General features: G+C 63.8%; 24 protein-coding genes and 1 riboswitch. Of the genes, 15 read left to right on the top strand and 9 right to left on the bottom strand.

The annotated features are described in order from the left end of the window. Positions 1-4: 4 nt before the first annotated feature. Together V3314_RS15470 and V3314_RS15465 are read right to left on the bottom strand one after the other, a co-directional pair. Complete coding sequence (locus V3314_RS15470; protein ID WP_085600884.1) at positions 5-1789, bottom strand: GMC family oxidoreductase; 1785 nt, start codon at positions 1787-1789, stop codon at positions 5-7. A gap of 3 nt (positions 1790-1792) precedes the next feature. Beyond that, the gene (locus tag V3314_RS15465; RefSeq protein WP_135002487.1) at positions 1793-2533 is read right to left on the bottom strand and encodes a gluconate 2-dehydrogenase subunit 3 family protein; all 741 of its coding nucleotides are present in this window, start codon (positions 2531-2533) and stop codon (positions 1793-1795) included. Positions 2534-2894: 361 nt separating this feature from the next. Between V3314_RS15465 and V3314_RS15460 the strand changes: the two genes are divergently transcribed. From V3314_RS15460 to V3314_RS15430, 7 genes are all read left to right on the top strand, one after another. Continuing rightward, the gene (locus tag V3314_RS15460) at positions 2895-4223 is read left to right on the top strand and encodes a hypothetical protein (RefSeq protein ID WP_046614281.1); all 1329 of its coding nucleotides are present in this window, start codon (positions 2895-2897) and stop codon (positions 4221-4223) included. Positions 4224-4255: 32 nt separating this feature from the next. Further along, positions 4256-6493 carry an Ig-like domain-containing protein gene (locus V3314_RS15455; RefSeq protein ID WP_196182618.1) on the top strand — a complete coding sequence of 746 codons (2238 nt, stop codon included), beginning with the start codon at positions 4256-4258 and terminating at the stop codon, positions 6491-6493. Positions 6494-6508: 15 nt separating this feature from the next. Further along, positions 6509-6982: a curlin gene (locus tag V3314_RS15450; protein WP_135002485.1), complete on the top strand. Its 474-nt coding sequence runs from the start codon at positions 6509-6511 to the stop codon at positions 6980-6982. Between the two features lie 16 nt (positions 6983-6998). Then, positions 6999-8444 (top strand): curlin, encoded by a 1446-nt coding sequence (locus V3314_RS15445; RefSeq protein ID WP_338459221.1) that lies wholly within the window; start codon positions 6999-7001, stop codon positions 8442-8444. Positions 8445-8719: 275 nt separating this feature from the next. Continuing rightward, a complete protein-coding gene (gene alkB, locus V3314_RS15440; protein WP_046614386.1) occupies positions 8720-9367 on the top strand; it encodes a DNA oxidative demethylase AlkB in 648 nt (215 codons plus the stop codon). Between the two features lie 165 nt (positions 9368-9532). After that, positions 9533-9820: a hypothetical protein gene (locus V3314_RS15435; RefSeq protein ID WP_046614285.1), complete on the top strand. Its 288-nt coding sequence runs from the start codon at positions 9533-9535 to the stop codon at positions 9818-9820. 96 nt (positions 9821-9916) lie between these two features. After that, on the top strand, positions 9917-10531 hold the full coding sequence (locus V3314_RS15430; RefSeq protein ID WP_046614286.1) for a Yip1 family protein: 615 nt from the start codon (positions 9917-9919) through the stop codon (positions 10529-10531). A 19-nt stretch (positions 10532-10550) separates the two neighbouring features. On the opposite strand, the gene V3314_RS15425 is transcribed toward V3314_RS15430, so the two are convergent. From V3314_RS15425 to V3314_RS15400, 6 genes are all read right to left on the bottom strand, one after another. Then, the gene (locus V3314_RS15425; protein WP_046614287.1) at positions 10551-10811 is read right to left on the bottom strand and encodes a DUF1652 domain-containing protein; all 261 of its coding nucleotides are present in this window, start codon (positions 10809-10811) and stop codon (positions 10551-10553) included. Between the two features lie 184 nt (positions 10812-10995). Next, a complete protein-coding gene (locus V3314_RS15420; RefSeq protein WP_338459220.1) occupies positions 10996-11925 on the bottom strand; it encodes an AlkA N-terminal domain-containing protein in 930 nt (309 codons plus the stop codon). A 154-nt stretch (positions 11926-12079) separates the two neighbouring features. Then, positions 12080-12967, bottom strand: a complete 888-nt coding sequence (locus tag V3314_RS15415; RefSeq protein ID WP_046614288.1) for a pirin family protein — start codon at positions 12965-12967, stop codon at positions 12080-12082. 96 nt (positions 12968-13063) lie between these two features. Then, positions 13064-14038 carry a hypothetical protein gene (locus V3314_RS15410; RefSeq protein WP_046614388.1) on the bottom strand — a complete coding sequence of 325 codons (975 nt, stop codon included), beginning with the start codon at positions 14036-14038 and terminating at the stop codon, positions 13064-13066. 64 nt (positions 14039-14102) lie between these two features. Next, on the bottom strand, positions 14103-14987 hold the full coding sequence (locus tag V3314_RS15405) for an alpha/beta hydrolase (protein WP_046614289.1): 885 nt from the start codon (positions 14985-14987) through the stop codon (positions 14103-14105). A gap of 21 nt (positions 14988-15008) precedes the next feature. Then, positions 15009-15638, bottom strand: coding sequence for a LysE family translocator (locus tag V3314_RS15400; RefSeq protein WP_046614290.1), 630 nt, complete (start codon positions 15636-15638; stop codon positions 15009-15011). 126 nt (positions 15639-15764) lie between these two features. Here V3314_RS15400 and V3314_RS15395 point away from each other — a divergent pair, with 126 nt between their 5' ends. The 8 genes from V3314_RS15395 to V3314_RS15360 all read left to right on the top strand — a co-directional run bounded on the left by V3314_RS15395 (position 15765) and on the right by V3314_RS15360 (position 23110). After that, positions 15765-16244: a GNAT family N-acetyltransferase gene (locus tag V3314_RS15395; protein WP_046614291.1), complete on the top strand. Its 480-nt coding sequence runs from the start codon at positions 15765-15767 to the stop codon at positions 16242-16244. Positions 16245-16301: 57 nt separating this feature from the next. Then, positions 16302-16525, top strand: a riboswitch (cobalamin riboswitch). 92 nt (positions 16526-16617) lie between these two features. Beyond that, positions 16618-16806 carry a CbtB domain-containing protein gene (locus V3314_RS15390; protein WP_025339304.1) on the top strand — a complete coding sequence of 63 codons (189 nt, stop codon included), beginning with the start codon at positions 16618-16620 and terminating at the stop codon, positions 16804-16806. Positions 16807-16815: 9 nt separating this feature from the next. After that, positions 16816-17502, top strand: coding sequence for a CbtA family protein (locus V3314_RS15385; RefSeq protein WP_046614292.1), 687 nt, complete (start codon positions 16816-16818; stop codon positions 17500-17502). Then, positions 17502-17888 (top strand): cobalamin biosynthesis protein, encoded by a 387-nt coding sequence (locus tag V3314_RS15380; RefSeq protein WP_046614293.1) that lies wholly within the window; start codon positions 17502-17504, stop codon positions 17886-17888. The genes V3314_RS15385 and V3314_RS15380 overlap by 1 nt, the downstream gene beginning before the upstream one ends. A 32-nt stretch (positions 17889-17920) precedes the next feature. Continuing rightward, positions 17921-18673: a precorrin-4 C(11)-methyltransferase gene (gene cobM / locus V3314_RS15375; protein WP_046614294.1), complete on the top strand. Its 753-nt coding sequence runs from the start codon at positions 17921-17923 to the stop codon at positions 18671-18673. A gap of 66 nt (positions 18674-18739) precedes the next feature. Next, positions 18740-18982, top strand: coding sequence for a DUF1272 domain-containing protein (locus V3314_RS15370; RefSeq protein ID WP_046614295.1), 243 nt, complete (start codon positions 18740-18742; stop codon positions 18980-18982). Positions 18983-19212: 230 nt separating this feature from the next. Next, on the top strand, positions 19213-19827 hold the full coding sequence (locus V3314_RS15365; RefSeq protein ID WP_046614296.1) for a response regulator transcription factor: 615 nt from the start codon (positions 19213-19215) through the stop codon (positions 19825-19827). 13 nt (positions 19828-19840) lie between these two features. Further along, complete coding sequence (locus tag V3314_RS15360) at positions 19841-23110, top strand: transporter substrate-binding domain-containing protein (protein ID WP_338460319.1); 3270 nt, start codon at positions 19841-19843, stop codon at positions 23108-23110. Here the strand turns inward: V3314_RS15360 and V3314_RS15355 are convergent. Continuing rightward, the gene (locus V3314_RS15355; RefSeq protein ID WP_046614298.1) at positions 23085-24404 is read right to left on the bottom strand and encodes a PAS domain-containing methyl-accepting chemotaxis protein; all 1320 of its coding nucleotides are present in this window, start codon (positions 24402-24404) and stop codon (positions 23085-23087) included. The genes V3314_RS15360 and V3314_RS15355 overlap by 26 nt on opposite strands. Between the last annotated feature and the right edge of the window lie 18 nt (positions 24405-24422).

Here is a 24422-nt window from a genome sequence, read left to right as displayed (position 1 = left end):
CTCCTCAAGCCTGAACCAGCGGGCCAGGGTTTTTCAGGTACTGCTCGCGGATGGCGCGGGCCGACCAATAGGTCAGCGCCGCCACCAGCCCGGTCGGGTTGTAGCCCAGCCCCTGGGGGAACGCCGAAGCTCCCGGAACGAACACGTTGTGCACATCCCAGCTTTGCAGGTAGCGGTTCAATGCACTGGTTTTCGGGTCGGTGCCCATGATCGCGCCGCCGTTCAGGTGGGTGGTCTGGTAGCTGGCGGTGTTGAAGTGATCCTTGACCTTCTTGCCCAGCACGGCAATGGTCTTGGGGTTCATCGCCTGGGCGATCTTGCTCAGCTTGTCGACCATGAACTGGTTCATCCTGATGTCGTTCTCCTGCCAGTCGAAGGTCATGCGCAGCAGCGGCTGGCCGTAGGCGTCGCGGTAGGTCGGGTCGAGGTCCAGGTAGTTCCCACGATAGGACTGGTGGGCGCCGTGGGCGTCCATCGACACCTGGTGGGTGTAGTAATCGGCGGTGGCCTTCTTCCAGGCGCTGCCCCAGGCCGGTGTGCCTGGCGGGGTCGCACCACCGGCAATCGGCCGTGTGCCGGCCTGGTTCACCCACATCGGTGAGCCACCGACGAAGCCGTGCGGGCCATGGTCGAAGTTGTCGGCGTTGAAGTCATCGATGGCAATGCCGTTGCCACCGGCACCGATGAAGTTGTTGGTGTAGGTGTCCTTGTCGAAGAACGCCTTGACCGTGCCCATGTTCTGGTAGGCGAAGTTACGCCCGACCACGCCTTCGTTCTTGATGGGGTCGTACGGTTTGCCGATGCCGGACAGCAGCATCAGGCGCACGTTGTTGAACTGGAACGCCGCCAGTATCACCAGGTCCGCCGGCTGCTCCACTTCCCGCCCCTGGGCGTCGATGTAGGTCACCCCGGTGGCCTTGCGCTTGCTGTCGTCCAGGTTCACCCGCAGCACATGGGCGTTGGGCCGCAATTCGAAGTTCGGCACCTGGCGCAGCGCCGGCAGGATGTTCACGTTGGGCGAGGCCTTGGAGTACATGTAGCACACGTAGCCGCTGCAGAAACCGCAGAAGTTGCACGGCCCCATTTGCGCCCCATACGGGTTGGTGTACGGCCCGGAGGTGTTGGCCGATGGCAGGTTGTAGGGCTTGTAGCCCAGGCTGGCCGCCGCTTTTTCGAAAAGCCTGGCCGACACCACGTTCTTCTGCGAAGGCAGCGGGAACGGGCTGGAGCGGTCCGGCGCATAGGGGTTGCCGCCCTTCCCTTGGCCGACGATCTGCCCGTTGACGGTCCAGGCCTGGCCAGAGGTACCAAATACCTTTTCGGCAAAGTCGAAGTGCGGTTCCAGTTCTTCGTAGCTGACCCCGAAGTCCTGGATCGTCATGTCTTCGGGGATGAACTTGCGCCCGTAGCGCTCTTCGTAGTGGCTGCGCATGCGCAGTTCCATCGGGTCTACCCGAAAGTGCACGCCCGACCAGTGCAGGCCTGCGCCACCTACACCTTTACCCGGCAGGAAGGCACCGAGCTGGCGATTGGGCAGCGCCACGTCATTCATGCTGTGGCGGATGGTGACGGTTTCTTTCGACACGTCGACGAACAGCTTCTTGCGCACGCTGTAGGTCAGCTCGTCGATCACCTGCGGGTAGCTGCCTTCCGGGTAGGTGTCCTGCATCGGCCCGCGCTCCAGGGCCACCACCTGCAGCCCGGCCTCGGTCAGTTCCTTGGCCATGATCGCGCCGGCCCAGCCGAAGCCCACGATTACCGCGTCCACTTTCTTCATCACGGTCGCCATGCCTCAGGCCCTCTCGCCACGGATCGAAACAGCCGGGAACGGGTAAGGCTCGTTGCGCTCGACCCAATCCATGAAATCGGCGCGGGCGCCGGGGAAGCCGATCTGGGTCCAGCCGACCATGCCTTTGTTGCCACCATGGATCGGGTCGCAGAAGAACCCTTCACGGGTGTTCTGCACCAGCAAGCTGAAGAATACCTTGGCCGGCACGGTGTCGAAAGCAAGCTCTCCAGCCTCGATCTTGCTGAGAACGTGGTCTCGGGTAGCGCTATCTTGCGCCGCAAAAACTTGCCCGGAATTGGCCTTGCACCAGCCGTCCACGGCGGCGATGCCCAGGCGGTAGATCTGTTGCGGGCTGAGTTGCAGCTGGTAACCCAGTTCGGGCGCGGCGTCGGCCTTGAACGGGCCCTGCATGTACCACTGCGCGCCGGTTGCATAGGGGGTGTTCATCTGCCGGTCGATGAATTCGGCAGCGCCGGCTTCAAGCGCGCCAGGGCCAAGCTCGTCGGCCGGGATGATGCGCGAGACGGCTGCCTGCACGAAGGCCCACTCTTCGGCAGTGAAGAACGTCGGCTGGTAGTTGCCCGCTGGCGGTGTGGCCGGCACTTTGGGCTCGTGTTGCGGGGCCGCAAGCAACTGACTGGCACCCACGCCAAGCCCCGTGCTGGCCACGGTTACCACAGGGATCAAGGTCAAGGTCTTGCGCAGGAAGTCCCTGCGCGGGTTGTCTGGGGCATGCTCAGGCATTGCGAATCCTCATCGGCTGTGTGCGGCCTTGAAAAGCGCCATCTGATTTTCAATATGGGGGGTGGTCTTGATAGGCCATCAAGAAAACAGCCGAATAATTTAGCGTGTTCAGAAATGTTTTGAAACCGGTTTCAGGACGTACTGAAAGCGCCGGCCGGATGTGGGTCGGCACGACCTTCCCCAGCCCCCAATCTTGGGGACACGGTGCCCAACGGCAAACACCTGCAAATGCCTTTGCAAAAGAATTGGATCCCTTGCCCTGCAAGGGCTACAGCACATTTATTTCGGCTTGGCACGCCTATTGCCGATCTCCTGCCAGACGCCCCAAGTCCATGGGCCCGTTTGCAGGAGGAAATGACTCATGCACCGACCGATTCCCCACCCGCTGGCAGTGGCGATTTTCGCCGGTTTGCTCCAGCTCCCCGCGCAGGCTGCCTTGAACGCTGTCGATCCAGGCGCCTATGTTCCCGCCAACGGCGGCTTCCCCGCCTGGTACCAGGACAGCCACGGTCGTACCCTCGACCTGTGCCTGACCAAGGCGGTCAGCTCGCGGGTGCCTGGCGCGCCTGGCGCACCGTCGTACATGTGTACGCTGCTGCCCACCCCCGGCGTGTTCGACGATACCCAACCCATCGTCTTCCCCACCAACTTCCCTGACGAGGCGTTCTGGTTCACCGCCGACGCCGCCATCGTCGATGCTACCCGCGGCATAGACCTCAGCTACGGCACCGCGATCGAGGCGGCATTTGCCGCCGAAGAACCGGTCGATGGCGACCAGGTCAGCTTCGCCCGGGTGCGTATCCGGGTCGACGTGCCAACCGCCGGCACCTACGTGATCACCCATCCGTACGGCGTCGAAGTGTTCGACGTACCTGCGGCAGGGCGCCGGGCGATCAACATGACCCGCGACATCGGCATTGCCGGCGCAGGGGATTTCACCGGTGCCCTGAAAGGCGATGTCGGGCCGTTCCTGCGCAGTGTCAACGGCCCCTACACCGAAGGTAGCGAGCGCTTCATCGGTGACCCCAACCTGGAGGAACGGGTGACCGGCAGCCCGTTCAATACCAACTACGTGCGCATCGAAGGCCCCGGCGGCATCGACCTGCGCACCGAGCTGTTCGCGGTTTCGGGCAAGCTTTCCGAAGTGGCCCTGCCAACCCCCCTCATGCCACAACGCAGTACCTACTCACGGCATACCGAGAACGGCGATCTGCGCGCCCAGCAGGACATCTTCGTGATGGCCCCGCCGCCGCCGGCCAGCGTCACCCTGACCAGCCAGACACCCAACCTGAACCTCACCGAGGCCAACGGTACCGGCGCCTGGTACGCCCAGTCGGTGCTCGACCCGGCCGCCGGGACGGTCCTGACCCTGACCGCCGACAACAGCGTGGCGATCCCCACCAGCAGCCTGACCACCGCCAACGTGCCGCTGACCGATCTGGTCACCATCACCCAGGCCCAGTACCGCCTGTCCACCGGCGAGCTGACCCTGGTGGCCAGCACCAGCGACGAAACCTCGCCGCCAGTGCTCACCGCACATACCGGCAACGGCACGCTGATCGGCAACCTGAGTGGTACCGGCGCGGTGAAGACGCTGAGCACCAGCCTGTCGCCGATCCCGCCGGCCAAGGTGCAAGTCACCAGTGCCAACGGCGGTAGCGACACCGAAGACGTGGTGCTGGTGCCATGAACAGACAAAGGCTCAGCCTTCAAGGAGGCAGCATGAACACTTGGTCGCGCCGTGCGCTGTTGGCCGCCGGTTTCTCCCTTACCGTTACCAGCGCCGCGTTTGCCGCGCTGTCCGATGTCGACCCGGGGCCCTACACCTTCGCCACCGGTGGCTATCCGATGTGGTACAAGGACAGCCTCGACCAGTCCCTGGAGCTGTGCCAGTCCCGTGCCACCAGTACGCGTGCGCCAGGCGCGCCAGGGGCGCCCGCCTACATGTGTACCTTGTTGCCCGAGCCCGGCATCTATGACGACGCCCTGCCGCTGGTATTCCCGGACAACTGGCCGCCAGAGATGTTCTGGTTCCTGGCTGAAACCACCATTCCGCAGGCCGGCAACAGCGGCTATGAGCTGGAGGTCTATGTAGCCGGGGTGGAGGCAGCCTTCGCCGCCGAAAACCCGGTCGATGGTGACCAGCAGAGCTTTGCCCGCATCCGTATCCGTGCTTCGGTCCCGAGCACCGGTACCTACACCATCACCCACCCGTACGGGGTGGAGACGGTCAACGTCACCACGGCAGGGCGTCGGGCGATCAACATCACCCGGGACATAGGCATTGGTGCCCCTGGCAACTTCCGGGGAGCGCTGGCCGGGGCGATCGGCCCCTGGCTGAAGGGTGTTGGCGGGCCTTATACCGAGGTCAACCCCGATACCGGCGCCATCGAAACCTACATCGGCGACCCCAATATCACCGAAGCGGTGACCGGCAGCCCCTTCAATACCAACTTCGTGCGCATCGAAGGCCCCGCTGGCACCATCCAGACCAATACCTTCTCTGTTTCCGGCAAGGTACTGGACCAGCGTGCCCAGACCCCGGTCAGCCTGGAACGCGCCACCTATTCGCGCAACGCCACCGGCACCCGCACGGAAGTGTTCGCCAAGGCGCCCAGCGCAGCCAGCCTGTGCATGCGCAATGGCATTGCCCTGGTCGGCACCCCGCCTTCGCCATGCCAGTACACCCTCACCGCCGACAACAACGGGCTGTTCTTCCACCAGCAGTCAGGCCAGGAAGCACCGCCTGCAGTGGTAGTGGTCACCGCCAGCAACAGCGCCGGTGGTACCCAGCCGACCGCGCTGTCGAGCAAGCTCACCGACGTGGTCAAGGTCAGCACCGCACGCTATGACTGGGCCAACAAGCGCCTGCTGATCGAGGCCAGTTCCAGTGATGAAGTGGCGATCCCCGACCTGCTCGCCCAGGGCTACGGTCGCCTGTCCAAGGCAGGCACGCTGCAGAGCCTGACCGTCAACGACGTGCCGCAGCCACCAGCTACCATCACGGTCAAGTCGGCACGTGGCGGCAGCGATGTCGAACCGGTGGTGGTGGTCGGCAATGCGCCGGTCGAGGCGGCCAACCAGCCACCGCTGGCCCAGGCCGATATCGGTAGCACCAGCGTCGGTATCCCGATCACCCTCAACCTGCTGCAGAACGACAGCGACCCGGACGGCAACGTGCCGCTGACCATCAGCGACCTGACCCAGCCCGGTACCGGCCTTGGCGGCGTGGTGATGAACGGCACCACCTCGGTCACCTACACCCCGCCAGCCGGGGCCACGCAACCCGTGGTGGCCACCTTCAGCTACCGGGCAGTGGACGCCAAGGGCCTGAAGTCGGAACCGGCTACTGTCACCATCAACGTAGCGCCCAACCAGGCACCAACCGCCAACCCGGAAACCGTCTCCACCCTGGGCGTGCCATTGACCATCAACGTGCTGGCCAACGACACCGATCCGGAAGGCAACGTGCCGCTGACTGTCCCCGCTACCTCCCTCACCCAGCCGGCTACCGGTCGGGGCACGGTCAGCACCGACGGCACCACGGTGACCTACACCCCTCCGGCCACGGTGACCACCGCCTTCACCACCACCTTCACCTACCAGGCTCGTGACTCGCTGGGGGCGCTGTCCAACCCCAGCACCGTCACCGTCAACGTGTCGCCACGGCCCGCCGCCGAAAACTTCGCGGTCACGGCAGCCACGGTCACGGCACGCTCCAACAACCGTTACAACTGGGACCTCAGCGGTACCTCGTCGGTCACCACCGGCAACACCGTCACCGTGCGGGTTACCACCACTACCGGCGTGCAGACCCTTGGCACCGCCACGGTAGCGCTGACTGGTCGCTGGCGCCTGGCGGTGAGCAACAGCACCACGATCATCCCGACTGCGGCACCGACGGCGACGATCACCACCAGCCAGGGCACCACACGCACCGTCAACGTAACAGTGCAGTAAAGGCTGGAGGTTGCAATGAAACGCCTGTATCCCCTGCTGCTCGGCCTGGCCCTGGTGGGCCAGGCCTGCTGGGCCGAGGACCTGCTGGACAATGCCGACCTCGCGCCCGGCAACGACCTCGGCGAACCGGTGATCATCCGCCTGCTGCCGGCCGGTGCCGGTCAGGCTGCGGTGATCGAGCAGCAAGGCACGGGCAACCGCGCCGCCCTCGACCAGAACGGCCAGGCCCTGCTGGGCCGCATCGTCCAGGCCGGTGGCGCACAGGAAGCGTACATCTTGCAGGAAGGTAGTGACCTGATGGCCATCATCAGCCAACAGGGAAATGGCAACAGCGCGTCGATCCGCCAGAGCGGCAGCAGCAACAGCGCGGCCATCGAGCAGATCGGCAACGACAACAGCGCCAGCATCGTGCAGTCGGGCACAGGCCTGAACAGCTCCGTGACCCAGGCCGGCAATGGCCAGCACGTTCAGATCACCCAATACCGATAGACCTGGAGGCACCCCCATGTACAAGCTCGCTCCCTTAAGTGCCGCTATCGTCCTGGCCCTTGCAGGTCAGGCCATGGCTGCTGACAGCACCTCGTCCCAGACCCAGGACGGCAAGGAAAACATCGCCGAAGTCAGCCAGTCCCTGGCACCATTCGCTTCGGCCACCCAGACCCAGACCGGCAAGGGCAACAACCACCTGGCGGTGCAATCGGAGAGCACCAGCGATATCCAGCAGAGCGCCAACGGCCAGTACAACGCCGGCTACGCCGACCAACTGGTCGAGAACGGCAGCCAGGCCACCCAGCACGCCAGCGGCAGCTACAACGATGCCTTCGTCAGCCAGTCGCTGGGCCTGGGCAACCAGTCGCAGCAGAACCAGCAAGGCGCCGAAAACACTTCGACCGTGTGGCAGGACAGCCAGGAAGGCAGCAAGGCCGAGACCTGGCAAGCCGGCCAGCGCAACGAAGCCTTCATCGAGCAGACCTTTGGTGGCAGCAACAACCGCAGCAGCATCAACCAGACAGGCCAGGAAAACTACGCCGCTGCCGAGCATCTGGGCTACGTCGATGGCGACATCCAGGTCTACCAGGATGGCACGGGCAACTGGGCATACGGCGACCAGCGCGACGGCACCGGCGGCACCATCGGCATAGGCCAGTACGGTGGCGGCAACTCGGTGGAAGTGTGGCAGGACAACCAGACCGCCAGCCAGGCGTCAGTAACCCAGTCCGGCCAGATGAACGAAGGCTATATCGACCAGAGCTTCGGCATGAACAACAAGGTCAGCCTGTCGCAACAGGGCACAGCCAATGCCAGCTGGTCGGACCAGTTCGAGACCAACAACTCGACCACCACCATCACCCAGACCGGTAGCAACAACTTGCATTTCACCTACCAGAACGGTGAAAACCTCAACCTGACCATCAACACCAAGGGCAATGGCAACAGCGTCACTGCCAGCAACTGGAAAGGCGCCAAGATGGGCGGCCAGTTCGGTACCAACCAGAACGCCACCATCAACCAGAATGGCAATGGCAACGGCGCCAACCTGACTCAGAACGGTGACAACCAGCTGGCCACGCTGACCCAGAAAGGCACCGGCAACCAGATGGAGACCAAGCAGGCCGACATGAACAACGAGCTGTACTTCGAGCAGAACGGTACTGACAACATCCTGATCGCCGACCAGCGTGGCACCGAAAACTACGCCTACGGCAACAGCCAGGGCAATGGCAACGTAATCAACCTGGACCAGTCCGGCTACAGCAACCAGAGCTACACCAACCAGCTGTACGGTGGCGGCAACGAAGCCACCATCAAGCAGGTTGACAGCTACAACATCGCCTACGTGACCCAGGGAGGCCAGGGCAACAAGGCGTATGTCGACCAGAGCGGTGTGACCCAGACCGCGACCATCACCCAGCTGGGCAGCACCAACGTGGCCACTGTGACCCAGCAGTAGATCGCTCCCCCCTTGAACCGCGGTGCTCCTCTCCCTGGTGCCGCGGTTCCTTTTTATTTCTGTCACAACTCCTTTTTTATTGTTTTAGCGAGGGCCTTGCAGGAGCAGCCTTGTGCTGCGAAGTGGCCGGCAATGACCATACATATCTGTTGCCTGCACCGGCCTCTTCGCAGCACAAGGCTGCTCCTGCAAAGCGGGGCGTCTTGTCCACCCGCGAATAGGCCAAGCCTGCCAAGCGCATTACAATGGCCCCAACCAAGCCGATGCCCAATCCCATGATCCAGTCCGACCTCGACCTGTTCGGTCCCCAGCCGCAACACCTGGCCAGCCACACCGTGCTGCTGCCCGGCTTCGCCCTGGCCGAGATCGAGGCCTTGCTCGATGCCCTGCGCCCGGTGCTGCGTGCCGCGCCGTTCCGGCACATGCACACTCCGGGAGGCCTGCGCATGGCGGTAGGGTTGACCAACTGCGGCACGCTGGGTTGGGTCAGTGACGAACACGGCTACCGCTACAGCCCCAGCGACCCGCTCACCGGCAAACTCTGGCCCGCCCTGCCCCTCGTGTTGCTCGAGCTCGCCGCCCGCGCCGCAAGCATGGCCGGGTTCGAAGGTTTCGTGCCGGATGCCTGCCTGGTCAACCATTACCTGCCGGGCACCCGCCTGAGCCTCCACCAGGACCGCGACGAGCGGGACTTTGGCCAGCCGATCGTGTCGGTGTCGCTGGGCTTGCCGGCAGTGTTCCTGTTCGGTGGCCTGCAGCGCGCCGACAAGACCCAGCGCATTCCGCTGAGCCATGGCGATGTGCTGGTGTGGGGTGGCGAGGACCGCTTGCGCTTTCACGGCGTGCTCCCGATCAAGCCCGGCATCCATCCGCGCCTGGGTGAGCGGCGGATCAACCTGACCTTGCGCAAGGCCGGTGACTGATCGGACCAACGGCCCGTCACCCGGCGCAAACAGGATGAACGCGCATGAAACGCGTTGAACATCTTGGCCAGGCAAGCTTCAAACGATAAGCCGCACTATTCAGCCGGAGCCCGTTATGCCCTGCCAACCCTGTTTCCCGACACCTCACAGCGGAGCCGCGCGCCCATGAAGATGCCCTGCCGCGCCCCCAATGCCTCATTACAACTCGATTACGTACGCGACACCCTGTTCGGCCCGGTGGCACAAAGCGTGGAATGCCAGTGCCAGCTCGCTGCCCTCGAGCTGCAGGGCCGCCCGGGCCTGCGCCTGCACATCTGCCCGCCGCTGCCCGACAAGGTCGACCGTGCCCACAGCGTGGCCTTCGTCTGGGACGGGCGCAGCTACCACGGCGTGGTTCGCGACCAGGGCAAGTGCGGCGATGGCGGCCTGAACCTGCTGCTGGAACTGCTGTAAGACGATCAACGGCGAGCAACCCGGCTGAACCCAGCAGGTGCGGCACGTCTCCATAGCAAAAGGGCTCACGCCCGCCGGAGAACGCGGAGAACGCCAATGAACAGTCCTTTGCTCAAGCTCTTCACTCACCCCGCCGACGCCTGGCTGGAAATCCGCCGGGCCGAGGAAGACCACCCGCAGCAGTATCTGCCGCGCCTGCTGGCCCTGGCGTTGATCCCCGCGGTGTGCCTGTTCGTGGGCACCACCACCTTCGGCTGGAGCCTGGCGGCCGAGGAACGGGTGCGCCTGAGCATGGCCAGCGCCGCGCAACTGGCGGGCCTGCTCTATGCCACCACGGTCGTCGGGGTGATGTTGATGGGCACCATGATCCGCTGGATGTCGCGCGGTTTCGATGCACAGCCCAGCCTCAACCAGTGCATCGGCTTTGCCGCCTACTGCGCCACACCATGGTTCTTTGCCGGGGTAGTCGGCCTGCTGCCGATCCGCTGGCTGGCGTTGGCGGCGCTGCTGGCAGCCTCGGCCTATGCCAGCGTGTTGCTGTATGGCGGGTTGCAGACCTTCCTGCGCCTGAAGAAGGAACAGGCCATGCTGTTTGCGACCTGCGTATGGGGGGTGGGGTTGCTGCTGCTGGTGACCATCCTGGTGGCGATGATCCTGTTCTGGTTCAACGGCCTGATGCCGGAATATGTGCGCCCGGCCAGCCTGGGCTGACCGGGGCGCGGCAGGTGCCTCAGGCAATCGCCTTGAGTGGCGCCGGGTGGCTGTCACGCAGTGCGTGCAGCTGCCCCACCAGGTTGACCAGGTCGCGGCAACTGTTGAGGCTTTGCAGGGGGACCCCGCTTAGGGTCACGCTCTCCTCGAGACTCTGGCCCTGACACAGGCGGATGGTCAGGTTGGCGCCGTCCGTGCAGCTGACTTCGCAACGGTCGGGCAGGCAGGCCTGCTCGATCATCTGCCGCATTTCTAGCATCGAAACTCCTATCAACGACATGGTACGACCCTCTCTTTGGGATGGCCTGTTGTGTGAGTACGCCTTTGTCGGGCGAGGCGCCAATTGATATTGCGCATGCCGGGGCAGGCATCCATGCGCCTGGGCAATGATCATGCGGGGAATCATCTAGCACCTTAGTGGAAGATTGCCTGCGCAGGCCGGGTGTTCGAACGCAATGGCAGACTTAACGACGAGCGGTGTCGGCAGGCCCCAGCGACGCCCAGAGATGTTGCGCCGCATAGGCGCGCCACGGTCGCCAGGCCAGGGCTCGTTGCGCCAGTTGGGCGTCGTCTCCTTCGAGCAGGCGCAACGCCTTGACCAGCGCCACGTCGCCCAGCGGCAAGGCATCGGCCGCGCCGGCCTGACGCAACGCCAGGTAGTGCGCGCTCCAGGGGCCGATCCCCTTGAGTTGGCACAGCTTGCGCAGCAGTTGATCCAGCTCTTGCCCGCGGCGTAGCAATCCAGGCTCGGCCAGCAAGGCACTGGCCAGCGTGCCCAGAGTGGCGGCGCGCGCCCGCGGCATGCCCATGCCATCGAACTGCGCAGCCGCCAGTACCGGCAACGCCGGGAACACATGGCTCAGGCCCGGTGCAGGCCAGCGCAAGGGCATGCCGTGGCGTTGCACCAGGCGTCCGGCCAGGGTCATGGCCCCGGCCACACTGACCTGCTGCCCCAGCACTGTGCGCATGGCCTGCTCGCAAGCGTCCCAGCCTTGCGGCACGCGCAGGCCTGGGCGTTCCTGTAGCAGGCGGGCCATCAGCGGATCGCGGGACAGTACGGCATTGATGCGCGCGGGGTCGGCATCGAGGTCGAAGACCCGCCTGAGCCTGGCAGTCAGGCCGGGTAGCGCGCGGGCCGGAACGCCTTCAAGGCGGACCCGCAGGTACTGGCTGCCCGAAGGTGTGGCATGCAAGACGGCGTGGCGGCCGGCAATTACCAGGGTACGGCGGTAGGTACCGTCAAGGCAGGTCTCGATGCCGGGGATGCAGCGGGCAGCGAGGAAGGCCAGAGTCGAGGGCCAATGATAAGGGGCGCGGTAGCGCAGCCACAGAATTTGGTGGCCAGGGGTGGGTAACGATCGGCGCACTGCGTGCAAGGGGGTGAGCTTGAGCATGGCTGCATCATGCCAGCAAATGTAATGCCTGTACCGACGCTATCACCAGCAAGCCAGCACTCACAGGTACAGCGTCGCTCTCGAGATTGTCGCTGTACCTGTGGGAGTTGGCTTGCCGGCGATAGAGCCCGGACAGCCATTCAATCAACCAGGATCAATGCGCCGCACCATCCCGTGCATCCTGCATCTGCCCGAACCGCCCGGTATGGAAGTCGTCGAACGACTCCGCAATTTCTGCCTGGCTGTTCATCACGAACGGGCCATAACCCACGATCGGCTCGTCGATCGGCTCACCGCTGAGCAGCAGCAGGCTGGCACCTTCCAGCGCTTCGACGGCAACATCCTCACCGGCGCGGTCAAACAGCACCAGGCTGGCTGGGCCGGCTTCGCGCTCGCCGTTGATCCGCACATTGCCGCGCAACACCACCAGCGCCGCATTGCGCCCGGCGGCAACCGGCAATTGCACGGTTGCACCGGCATGCAGGCGCATGTCCCAGACATCCATGGCGGTAAAGGTCCGCGCCGGCCCCGAATGCCCACGATATTCGCCTGCAATCACCCGCAGGCTGCCGCCCTCGCCGTCCAGCGCCACCACCGGGATGTCCTCGGCCAGCAGCGTCTGGTAGCCAGCCGCTGCGCGCTTGTCCCGCGCCGGCAGGTTCACCCACAGTTGTACCATCTCCAGCGTACCGCCAGTGCGGGCGAAGCCTGGGGAGTGGAACTCTTCATGGATGATGCCGTTGGCAGCAGTCATCCACTGCACGTCACCGGGGCCGATCAAGCCGCCAGCGCCGGTGGAGTCGCGGTGCTCCAGTTCGCCCTGGTAAACGATGGTCACGGTCTCGAAGCCTCGGTGCGGGTGCTGGCCAACGCCGCGCCGTGCACTGGTCGAGGTGAAGTCATGAGGGCCAGCATAGTCCAGCAGCAAGAACGGGCTGATCTTGCTGGCCAGGTTGTCGTAGGTGAACAGGCTGCGCACCGGGAAACCATCACCTACCCAATGAGCGTGGGGGCTGCGGTGAATACCCAGAATCGTTTTCATGAGAAGGCTCCTCTCTTGGTTGAGATAACCTTACCAGTGATACCAATCAAGCAATAGTTGGCTTCAATGGCATGCATCGTCTCATTAAAAGGACAATCAGAAAAACACGGCGTGAAGTATCGGATGCCCCGGGTACTGCGACCTCAACCAATGCTCCAGCTTCAACGAAAAGGCTTGCCCCCGCACCCTGAGTTCCCGATAGACCGGATCCGCCATTGCCTGGCCTGGGGTCAGTCTGTCCAGATGAAGGCGATTTTCCACCGAGGAAATCAACTCGAGAAAGACTGCGTAGTCTTCGAACAGACCCACGCTATACGGGTTGGAATGACCGAGCATTGCCAGGCGTTGCAAAGGGGTAAGGGCCAGCAGTTGTTGAAGGCGCATGATCTTCGACGGCGCCGGAAGGCCATGGACCTCGGCAATCGCCACGATGCCGCCTGCAAAAAGCAGTTTTCGCGAAAATTGCAGTTTGATGTTGCGTACCCCCCATGCCTTGCCTTCGGCCCTCTTTTCCTCGAAGTTCGCCATGAGGGTGCGGTAGTAGCGGATCAGGTCGTTAAGCAGGAACCTGGCAAGCCCGCTGCCATGGTCGTCAGGTACATAACGGCACAGCAGGTCATGCTGCCACCGGGCAAAGGCTCCATGCCCGAAGAGAGGCCGGCCTTCGAGCAACATCAGCATCCGCCTGGTCAGCGCGGTATTGTCTTCGCACTTCCAGCCTATGTGTTCACTCAAGTCCGAGTACAGCGCCAACGCCTCTCGGCCGAATTTCGCCTCGTCGCTTTCCCCCGGATGGCTGATGGGCCGAACAAGGTCGCCGACCTGGCGCAGTATGTCGTCCAGACGTTCCGCCGGCAGACTGCTGTCATGAACAATGAAGAAGTCGATGTCCGAAACAGGGGAAACCTCGCATCGGCCATAGGAGCCCACACTGACCACGGCCAGAGGAGCCCGCCCCGCCAGTGGTGCAAGCGGGCTGCACATGGCCTGCCTGAGTGACTCGATTGTCTTGCAGGAATAGTCGTAGCGCTTTTGCAGATACGATGGCTGTAGCAAGGTCTTGCTGGTCATGTTCATACGCTCGGGCAAAGCCCAAGATTACTCACGCCTTTACTCTCGGCACTGTCTGGAAAAACTATCCCGCCGGTCCCTGCAGCAGGAAGGCCTGCACTTCTTCAGCACAAGCCTCAGGATGTTCCTGCATGAAGCAGTGTCCACCTGCAACCTGCCTGGCGCTCACCTGAGGGTTCAGCGCCGCCAGGCGGCTCACCGAATGGTGCACGAAGGGGTAGGTGTGCTCGCCGTACAGCACTTGAGTGGGCGTGCGGATCGCCGCCAGGCTTGCCCACATGCGCTTGGGGAAGGAACTGAAGATTTCCACTTCGCGGCTGGGGCGGCATTTGAGCACTACCGCATCGCCGCAGTCGCCGATGGCATGCTCGACGTAGGCCCGCAGCGCCGCATCGGTCCACCCCTTGAAGATGCCCCGCCCATGCAGCGAAGCCTGGGCTGCCTCGCGGTCGGGCCAGTGACTGCGACGGCTGGCGGCCTTGCGTGCCAGGGCGTGACGCCGGTGCAAGCCAACCAGGGCTGCCACCCCCATCACACCCAGCATGCGCCGGCTGAACAGTACCGGGTCGAGCAGCACGGCACGGGTGAACAGTTGCGGCTCACTGGCCAGGATCAGGCCGGTAAGCACACCACCGAAGCTGTGCCCGACGGCAAAACGCGGCACGTCGCCATACTCGCTTCGCCCGGCTGCGAAAGCCTCCAGCGCAAGCGCAGCGGTGCGGTTCCAGCCACGAAATACCCCGCCATGGTCACTGTCACCATGGCCCTGGACATCACTGAGCCACAGGTCGAAATGTTCACCCAGGCGCATCAGCAATGGCTGGTAGGCCAGGCAGCAGAAACCGTTGCCGTGCAAAAAATGCAGCAGCGGCTTGCCACTGGCCGGGGTTCGCCAGCCACGCAGGGTGAAGCCTTCGGTGCATTCGTGGGACCAGGGGATCAACTGCATCGGTTTGCTGTACTCGCGGGGTCAGGAAAACGCCGATTCTACAAACAGCAGCGGGTACAGTGAAATCACCAGCAACAAGGCCATCAGGACATTGAACAGCATCAGCCAGCGCGGGTTCTGCAACAGGTTGCGCAGGGCACTGCCGAACATCACCCACACCCCGACACTCGGCAGGTTGACCAAGGCAAACAAGGCGGCAATGACAATGACGTTGGTTACATAGCCTTGCGCCGGCGTGTAGGTAGTGATTGCCCCGACAGCCATCACCCAGGCCTTGGGGTTGACCCACTGGAATGCCGCCGCCCCCCAGAAGCCCAGCGGTTTGCGGGCACTGGACGAAGCTGTGCCGACCGGCCCCGAAGTGGCGATCTTCCAGGCCAGGTACAGCAGATAGACGGCACCGGTATAGCGCAAGACCGTGTACAGCGCCGGCCAGGCCTTGAACACCTCGCCCAGGCCCAGGCCAACAGCCAGCACCATTACCATGAAACCGACGCTGATCCCCATCGCGTGGGGAATGGAGCGGCGCACACCGAAGTTGACGCCCGAGGCCAAAAGCATGGTGTTGTTGGGGCCAGGAGTGATGGAGGACACGAAAGCAAACAGCACGAAGGCGGTGAGCAGGTCGGCAGAGGCAAGCATGGCAGGCATTCCACATTCTTTATGGGTGCTGTCACACTAACGGAGTCGCCCTTCTCCGCGACCGATACAGTTCTACTAAATTGTGTAGATACACATCGCTGTACCGCTACCACCAGACCAAGGAAGCCGTCCACCATGAGCCTCACCATCCGCCCTGCCGTTCGCGCCGATGCCGAGCAGATCCTGGCCTTCATCACCGAACTGGCCGAGTACGAACGCGCTCGCCACGAGGTGATCGCGAGCGTTGCCGATATCGAGCACAGCCTTTTTGGCGAGGGCAGCACCGTGCACAGCCTGATTTGCGAGCGCGATGACCAGGCAATCGGCTTTGCCGTGTATTTCTACAGCTACTCGACCTGGCTCGGGCGCAACGGCATCTACCTGGAAGACCTGTACATAACGCCCGAGCAACGCGGCGACGGTGCCGGGCGGCAATTGCTGAGGCACATTGCCCGCGAAGCGGTTGCGAAGAATTGCGGGCGGCTGGAATGGAGCGTGCTGGACTGGAACGAGCCGGCGATCGGCTTCTACCAGAAGCTGGGGGCCGAAGCGCAGGATGAGTGGGTGCGCTACCGGCTGGACGGGGACAAGCTGGCGGCGTTTGCCCGAGGCTGACCGGGAGCGACCGCAAACTCGAACCTGGCAATTGACGGCAGCCCCGCCCCATGGTCTCCTTATGCCTCGCGTTCAGGTGCCCCCATGGGGGTGAAACGGGAAACCGGTGCGTCGCAGGCCCTCCAGCAGGGCCGGACAAGGCCGGTGCTGCCCCCGCAACGGTAAGCGAGCGAAGCGTCTGTACCACTGTGCCCGATCACCCGGCATGGGAAGGTGACGCCTTCCAGGAGCCTGGCTCCTCCTCGCAAGCCCGGAGACCGGCCTGGCGTTCATGAACACCCCGCGGAGGGCGGGCGCTGTTGCATTCCCCTGGGCCGTCATGCTCGGGGCTGCCGCGCTTGCCCATTGCCCACAAAAAGCAGAGGAACGCGTCATGCCCGTCACCAGCGCCAAGCAACACAGCATCACTACCCCCGTCACCCTCAGCCAACGTGTCGTCATCGCCGTCGGCGCCAGCCTGCTGGGCCTGTGCCTGGTGTACTTCGCCGGCTTCTCGCACATCGAGGCCGTGCACAACGCCGCCCATGACACCCGCCACAGCGCCGCCTTCCCCTGCCACTGAGTACGCCCGATGATCACACGCATTGCCCGTACCGCGGGCTTCAGCGGGTTGCTGGCGGCCTTGCTGCTGACCTTGCTGCAAAGCTTCTGGGTCGCCCCGCTTATCCTCGAGGCAGAAACCTACGAATCCTCGGCCCCGGTTGCCCAGCACGAGCATGCCGGCGAAGTGGCCGCCCATGAACACAGCGCCGAAGCCTGGTCGCCTGAAGACGGCTGGCAGCGTGTGCTGTCGACCACTGGCGGCAACCTGGTGGTCGCGGTCGGCTTCGCCCTGATCCTCACCGCCCTGTACAGCCTGCGCGAACCCAAACGTGCCGGCACCGGCGCACTGTGGGGCCTGGCCGGTTTCGCCGTGTTCTGCCTGGCCCCAACCCTGGGCCTGCCGCCGGAGCTGCCGGGTACCGCAGCCGCCGACCTGGGACAGCGCCAGGCCTGGTGGATAGGCACCGCGAGCGCCACCGCGCTGGGCCTCGCCCTGCTGGTGTTCGCCCGCCATTGGTTGCTGAAGGCCTTGGGTGCCGTGCTGCTGGTGACTCCCCACGTGATCGGTGCGCCGCAACCAGAAGTGCACGAGAGCCTGGCCCCCGCCGCATTGGAAACCCAGTTCAAAGTGGCCTCCTGGTTGACCAACGCCGCCTTCTGGCTGGCCCTGGGCCTGCTCAGCGCCTGGCTGTTCCGGCGCTCCAGCCAGGCCTGATGCCTGCGTTTTACGCCGGCTTCGGCTGCCGCCGGGGTTGCCCGGCGGATACACTGGAAACCTTACTACGCCAGGCCTTGACCAACCAGGGCCTGGCGTTGGCCGACCTGCACGGCATCGCCAGCATCAGCCTGAAGGCCGACGAACCCGGCTTGCAGCAACTGGCCGAACGCCTCGGCGTGCCCTTGGTGTTGTACGATAGCGCGCAGTTGCAGCCCTACGAATCCCAGCTAAGCCACCGCTCCGCCGCTGCCCATGCCCACAGCGGCTGCTGGGGCGTGGCAGAGAGTGCGGCCCTGGCCCTGGCCAGCCAGCGGCTTGGCACGGCAAGATTGCTGCTGACTCGCCAGGTGCTGAGCCCGGCCACCCTCGCCCTGGCCTGTTGAGCGTTTCCCCCTCTTTCCTGCAAGGACTTTCCATGACGGTCTACTTCATAGGCGCCGGCCCCGGCGATCCGGAACTGATCACGGTCAAGGGCCAACGGCTGATCCGCCAGTGCCCGGTGATCATCTATGCCGGCTCGCTGGTACCCGCAGCCGTGCTCGAGGGCCACCAGGCCGAGACCGTGATCAACAGTGCCGAACTGCACCTGGAGCAGATCATTGCCGCCATGCGCAATGCCCATGAGCAAGGCCAGGATGTGGCCCGGGTACACAGTGGCGACCCCAGCCTGTACGGCGCCATCGGCGAGCAGATCCGCCACCTGCAGGCGCTGGGCATCGATTACCAGATCATCCCCGGGGTCACCGCCACGGCGGCCAGCGCCGCCCTGCTCGGTTGCGAACTGACCCTGCCCCAGATAGCGCAGACAGTAATCCTCACCCGCTATGGCGACAGTTCGCCGATGCCGCCCGGCGAGCAATTGGGCGACCTGGCGCGCCACGGCAGCACCTTGGCAATTCACCTGGGGGTCAAGCACCTGTCGCGTATCGTCGATGAACTGCTGCCGCACTACGGCGCGCATTGCCCGGTGGCGGTGGTGCACCGCGCCACCTGGCCGGACCAGGACTGGGTGCGCGGCACTCTTGGCGATATCGTCGAACGCGTCGCGGCCAAGGGCTTTCGGCGCACGGCGCTGATCCTGGTGGGCCATGTGCTGGGCGACGCCCCGTTTGCCGATTCTGCCTTGTACCGCGCCGGGCACGCCCACCTGTATCGCACTGGCGACTGAGCATTGCCAGGTTCGCCACGGGCGTAGCAGACTCCGGTTTCCCGCCTGCAAACAGGAGTCATGCCCATGCTGGACCTACGCCCAAACTGCGAGTGCTGCGATACCGACCTGCCCGGTGACAGCCCCGATGCGCTGATCTGCTCCTTCGAATGCACCTTCTGCCGCACCTGCGCCGAAACCCGTTTCCAGGGCCGCTGCCCGAATTGCACCGGCCAGTTGGTGGCACGCCCGACACGGGTCGGCCAGGCGCTGGTCAACAACCCTGCCTCGACCCAGCGTGTCAGCAAAGCACACTCGGTTTGCGCGTGAGCTGTTTCAAAACATTCAGAAAACGGACATCGCCGCTTTGTCAGGGTGATGTCTTTCCCACTTTTTGTAGGACTTTTCAACAACTAGCCCGGGGACTTTCAACACTTCTATACTCGGCATTACCAAATTTCGGGAATGGTCGTATCGTGCAGCGCTTCCGATAACCCCACTTGCAGACGTATTCCTGAGTGATCCAGGAAGCGGACCACATCCTGACAGGAGTTTTCTTCATGACTACCGTGCTCATCGTCGACGACCACCCCATAGTGCGACTGTCCTTGAAAATGTTGCTCGACCGCGAGCGCTTTGAGGTCGTCGGTGAAGTTGGCGATGGCAGTGAAGTCACGCAGGTGGTCCGCAGACTGCGCCCGAACGTGGTCATCCTTGACATCGGGCTTCCGGGCCTGGACGGCATGGAAGTCATCAAGCGCCTCCAAAGCCTGGAACCGGCCCCCAAGATCATGGTACTGACCGGCCAGGCCACCGACCTGTATGTACGGCGCTGCCTGGATGCCGGCATCGGCGCCTTCGTCACCAAGGACGAGGACCACGAGGCCTTGCTGTTTGCGCTGAAGGCCTTGGTCAAGGGCTACTCGACCTTCCCGCAGATGTCGGTCAACAGCAACTCGCTGGAAAGCGAGCCTATGCGCCTGGCGAGCCTGTCCAACCGGGAAATGGAAGTGCTGAGGCGCCTGTCACGCGGCGAGAACAACAAGAATATCGGCACCTGCATGAACCTCAGTGCCAAGACCATCAGCACCTACCGGGGCCGCATCATGGAAAAGCTCAAGACGGAATCGCTGGTTGAGATGGTCGACCTGGCCAAACGCAACAACGTCTACTGAGCGCTCGGTGGCAATGCAGCGCCTGCTGGCAAGCGCCCTTCTGGTCATCGGCCTGGCCAGTTCCGGCGCGCTGCTGGCCAACAGCGAACCCCGCCAGTTACTGGCACGCTCGATCAGCGCCACCGCCCCGCTCGCGCTGTCCAGCGAAGAGCGGCAATGGCTCCAGCAGCGCCAGCACCTGGTGCTGGGCAGCTCACGGCCCGACTACCCACCGCTGGAAATCAATGTCAGCCAGCGCGACTACGAAGGCCTCAGCGCAGACTACGCAGGCATCATCGCTGAACAGCTGGGCATCAACATCGAAGTCCGACGTTTCGACAGCCGCCACGAAGCCATCGCTGCGCTCCGCGACGGCCGTATCGACTTGCTGGGCAGCTCCAACGCCTTCGAGGCAGCGGATGCTCAGCTAAGCCTCAGTGCGAGCTACGCCGAAGACCTGCCGGTCATCGTCACCCGCGAGGGGCACAGCTTGAAGAACACCCCCGACCTCGCCGGCCTGCGCCTGGCCATGGTCGATCATTACCTGCCGGCCAGCAGCGTCCGCAGCCTGTACCCAAAGGCGCAATTGAGCCTGTATCGCTCGACGCTGGCCGGGCTGGCTGCCGTCGAACTGGGCGAGGCCGACGCCTATCTGGGCGATGCCATCAGTACCGACTTCGCGATTGGCAAAAGTTACCAGGGCACACTGAAGATCGACCACTTCTGCCAGGTTGCCCCTGGGGCGTTTGCCTTTGCCCTGGCCAGTGACAACTCGCGCCTGCGTCAGTTGATCGACAAGGCGCTGGCGCGCATCAGCGAAAGCGAACGCCTGAACATCCTGCGCCGCTGGAGCAGTGGCAACACCAGCCTGCTGCTGCAGCGCCACCTCACCGCCCTCACCGCCGAAGAAGAAGCCTGGATCGCCGCCAACCCAAGCGTCAGCGTGCTGGTCAACACCTCGCTGGCACCGCTCACCTTCAACGATACCCAGCACCGCCCCAGCGGCATCACCCTCGACCTGCTCAAGCAGATCTCGCTGCGCACAGGGCTGCATTTCAAGCCGGTCGAAAGCCCGTCGGCGCAGGCAATGGTCGAGCGCCTGGCGCGCGGCGATGCGCAGATGATCGGCGCACTGGGCTATAGCACGGACCGTTCGAAAAAACTGCGCTTTACCCGCCCCTACCTGGTCAGCCCGCGGGTGCTGGTCACCCGTGGCGACAATGCATTACCGGCGCAGGCCATGGTGCTGGATGGCCAGCGCATTGCCCTGGTGCGTGGCTCGCCGCAACGGGCCGTGCTGCAACAACGCTACCCAAAGGCCAGGATGGTCGAAGTGGACAACCCGCTCGGCCTGATGGAAGCCGTGGCCAACGGTGCCGCAGACGTCGCCTTGAGCAGCCATATCAATGCTGCCTACTACATCAGCCATGTTTTCAAGGACCGCCTGCGCATTGCCAGCGTGCTCGACGACGACCCGGCCATCGCCGCATTCGCCGTGGCCGCAGACCAGCCGCAGCTGCAGGCAATCCTCGACAAGGCGCTGCTGAGCATTCCACCCGAAGAACTGGACCAGTTGATCAACCGCTGGCGCATCACCACCATGGTCAGTGACAGCCCTTGGCGCGACTATCGCACCCTGGCCTTGCAGGTACTGGTGCTGTCGGCCTTGCTGCTGGCCGGTGTGGTGTTCTGGAACAGCTATCTGCGCAAGCTGATCAACCAGCGCACCGAGGCCCAGCATGCCCTGCAGGCACAGCTTGCGCTCAGCCGCGGCCTGCTGGAGCAATTGCGCCAGGCCAAGGACGACGCCGAACAGGCCAGCCAGACCAAAAGCACCTTCCTGGCCACCATGAGCCATGAAATCCGTACACCGATGAATGCCGTGATCGGCCTGCTGGAATTGGCCCTGGAAGACAGCCGCGGCGGCCGTTGCGACACCCAGACCTTGCAGACTGCCCACGATTCGGCCATCGGCCTGCTTGAGCTGATCGGCGATATTCTCGACATTTCCCGCATCGAATCCGGGCACATCACCCTGCAGCCGGTGCCCACCAACCTGGTCGAACTGGTACGCGCCACCGTGCGGGTATTCGAAGGCAATGCACGGGCCAAAGGCCTGCACTTGCACAGCGAACTGCCCGCTGCAGCGATCTGGGTTTTGGGGGATCCACTGCGCCTCAAGCAGGTCTTGTCCAACCTGATCAGCAATGCCATCAAGTTCACAGACCGCGGTGAAGTCCAGGCAAGCCTGCTGCTGCCCTCGCACACCGACACTGACAGCCTGGCAGTGGAACTGAACGTGCGAGACACCGGCATCGGCATCAGCCCAGCCGACCAGGCCCGGCTGTTCAACGCCTTCGTCCAGGCCGACGGCCCACGGGCACGCCAGGGCGCCGGCCTGGGGCTGGTCATCAGCCGCACCCTGGCCGAGTTGATGGGCGGTACCTTGAACCTGCAGAGCGTCGAAGGCGTTGGCACCAAGGTGCAGGTCAGCCTGCAGTTGCCCGTCTGCGCAGCACCGGTACAGGTCGAACAGCATGAGCCGGTGCTGGAAAACAGCAGCCCGCTGAACATATTGGTAGTCGACGACTACCCCGCCAACCTGCTGCTGCTGGAGCGGCAACTGCATACCTTGGGGCATCGGGTCACGCTGGCGGAGAACGGGGAAATCGCACTGGCACGCTGGCAGGCCGCGCGCTTCGACCTGGTGATCACCGACTGCAGCATGCCGGTCATGGATGGCCACGAGCTGACCCGCCGCATCCGCAGCTTCGAGGGCGAACGCGGCCTGGCGCCTTGCCGCATTCTCGGTGTCACCGCCAACGCCCAGGCTGAGGAGCGTGCCCGCTGCCTGGCCAGCGGCATGGACGAATGCCTGTTCAAACCCATTGGCCTGCGTACGCTCAAGACCCACCTGCCCCACACTCAATCCCGGCAACAACCGCCAGCGCGGCGCGCCAGCGGGTTCAACCTTGGCGAACTGCGTCACCTGACCCAGGACGACCAGCAACTGACGCGGAATTTGCTGGAACAGCTGACACAAAGCGTCAGCGAAGACCTGGCCACCCTGCGCACACTGGCAGCAGACGCCCCCGGCGAGGCTGTGCGCGCCCTGGCTCACCGGATCAAGGGCGGGGCGAAAATGCTCAAGGTACGCAAGGTGGTCAAGGATTGCGAAGCCATCGAGCAGGCCCAGGATCAGGGCCTGCCGACGGTTGACCTGCGCCTGCAATTACAAGCCAGCCTGGAGACCCTGCTGGACGAGCTGGGCGATGCGCTCAATGCAATTGCAGCGTCGAACTGATCTGGCTGATGGCGTTTACCACGTGCCGTGAACCCTGTTGGATTTCCATGATCACGGTGCCGGCCTCGTTGGCCAGCGCAACACCATGGCCGGTACGCTTCAGGCTCGACTGCATGCTGGCCACAGCCAACAGCGACAGGTCGTGGTTCTGCCGCACCACATCAACGATTTCCAGTGTGGCCTTGCTGGTTCGTGCCGCCAGGTTGCGCACCTCGTCGGCCACCACGGCAAAACCGCGCCCATGTTCACCGGCGCGGGCAGCCTCGATGGCTGCGTTCAAGGCCAGCAGATTGGTCTGGTCGGCGATACCGCGGATGGTCAGCACGATCTGCCCGATCACATCCGACTGCTTGCTCACCGCATCGATGCTGCGTGCCGCGTCGTTGAGTTCATTGGAAATCTGTTCGATCACCTGCACCGCCTGCTGTACCACCTCGGTTCCCTTGCGCGCGCAGGCATCGGTCTGTACCGAACTGGCATGGGCAGCATCGGCAGCGCTTTGCTGGGTGCTGACCTGGCGGGTGATGTCGCTGGCAAACTTCACCACCTTGTACAGGCGGCCCTTGCTGTCGAAGATCGGGTTGTAGGAAGCCTCCAGGTAGACCGTCTGGCCATGTTTGTCGACGCGCTCGAAACGGTGCGAGTGGTATTCGCCGCGGTTGAGCGAAGCCCAGAACTCACGGTATTCGGCCGATTCGCGCTCATGCGCCAGGCAGAACAGCCCGTGATGGCGGCCGACCACCTCGTCCAGGCGATAGCCCATGGTGTCGAGGAAGTTCTGGTTGGCCTTGATCACCCGGCCTTGCGGGGTGAATTCGATCACAGCCATGGAGCGGCTGATGGCTTTGAGCAGGCTTTCGCTCTCGTGCTCCTCCATCACCCGCTGGCTGATGTCGGATGCCACCTTTATAACGCTGGTGACCTGGTGCTGCTCGTCCAGTACCGGCATGTAGCTGGCTTCCAGCCAGACTTCGCGGCCGGCCTTGTCGATGCGCTCGAAGGTACCGCTGATGGCCTTGCCCTGCCCCAGTTCACGCCACAGTTGCTGGTACTCGGCGCTCTTCGCGTAGCCAGGGTCGCAGAACAGCCGGTGGTGCTTGCCGCGCAACTCCTCGGCGCTGTAGCCCATGGCCTGGCAGAAGCGCTCATTGGCATCGAGAATTGTGCCGTCGGGGGTGAACTCGATCATTGCCATGGAGCGGCTGATAGCCGCCAGCTTGGCCTGCAAGCTGGCCAAGGCCTGATGACTGCGCTGAATCTCGACCAGATCGGACTTGCGGTGGAAATCGAACATGACGCCGGGCTCCTTTAT

The organism is Pseudomonas sp. TE3-3-F2023 (genome assembly GCF_036784815.1).
In the GTDB taxonomy this organism is placed as follows: domain Bacteria; phylum Pseudomonadota; class Gammaproteobacteria; order Pseudomonadales; family Pseudomonadaceae; genus Aquipseudomonas; species Aquipseudomonas pudica.
The sequence above is the reverse complement of the archived record's forward strand: the minus strand, read 5'-3'. Positions and strand labels throughout refer to the sequence as shown.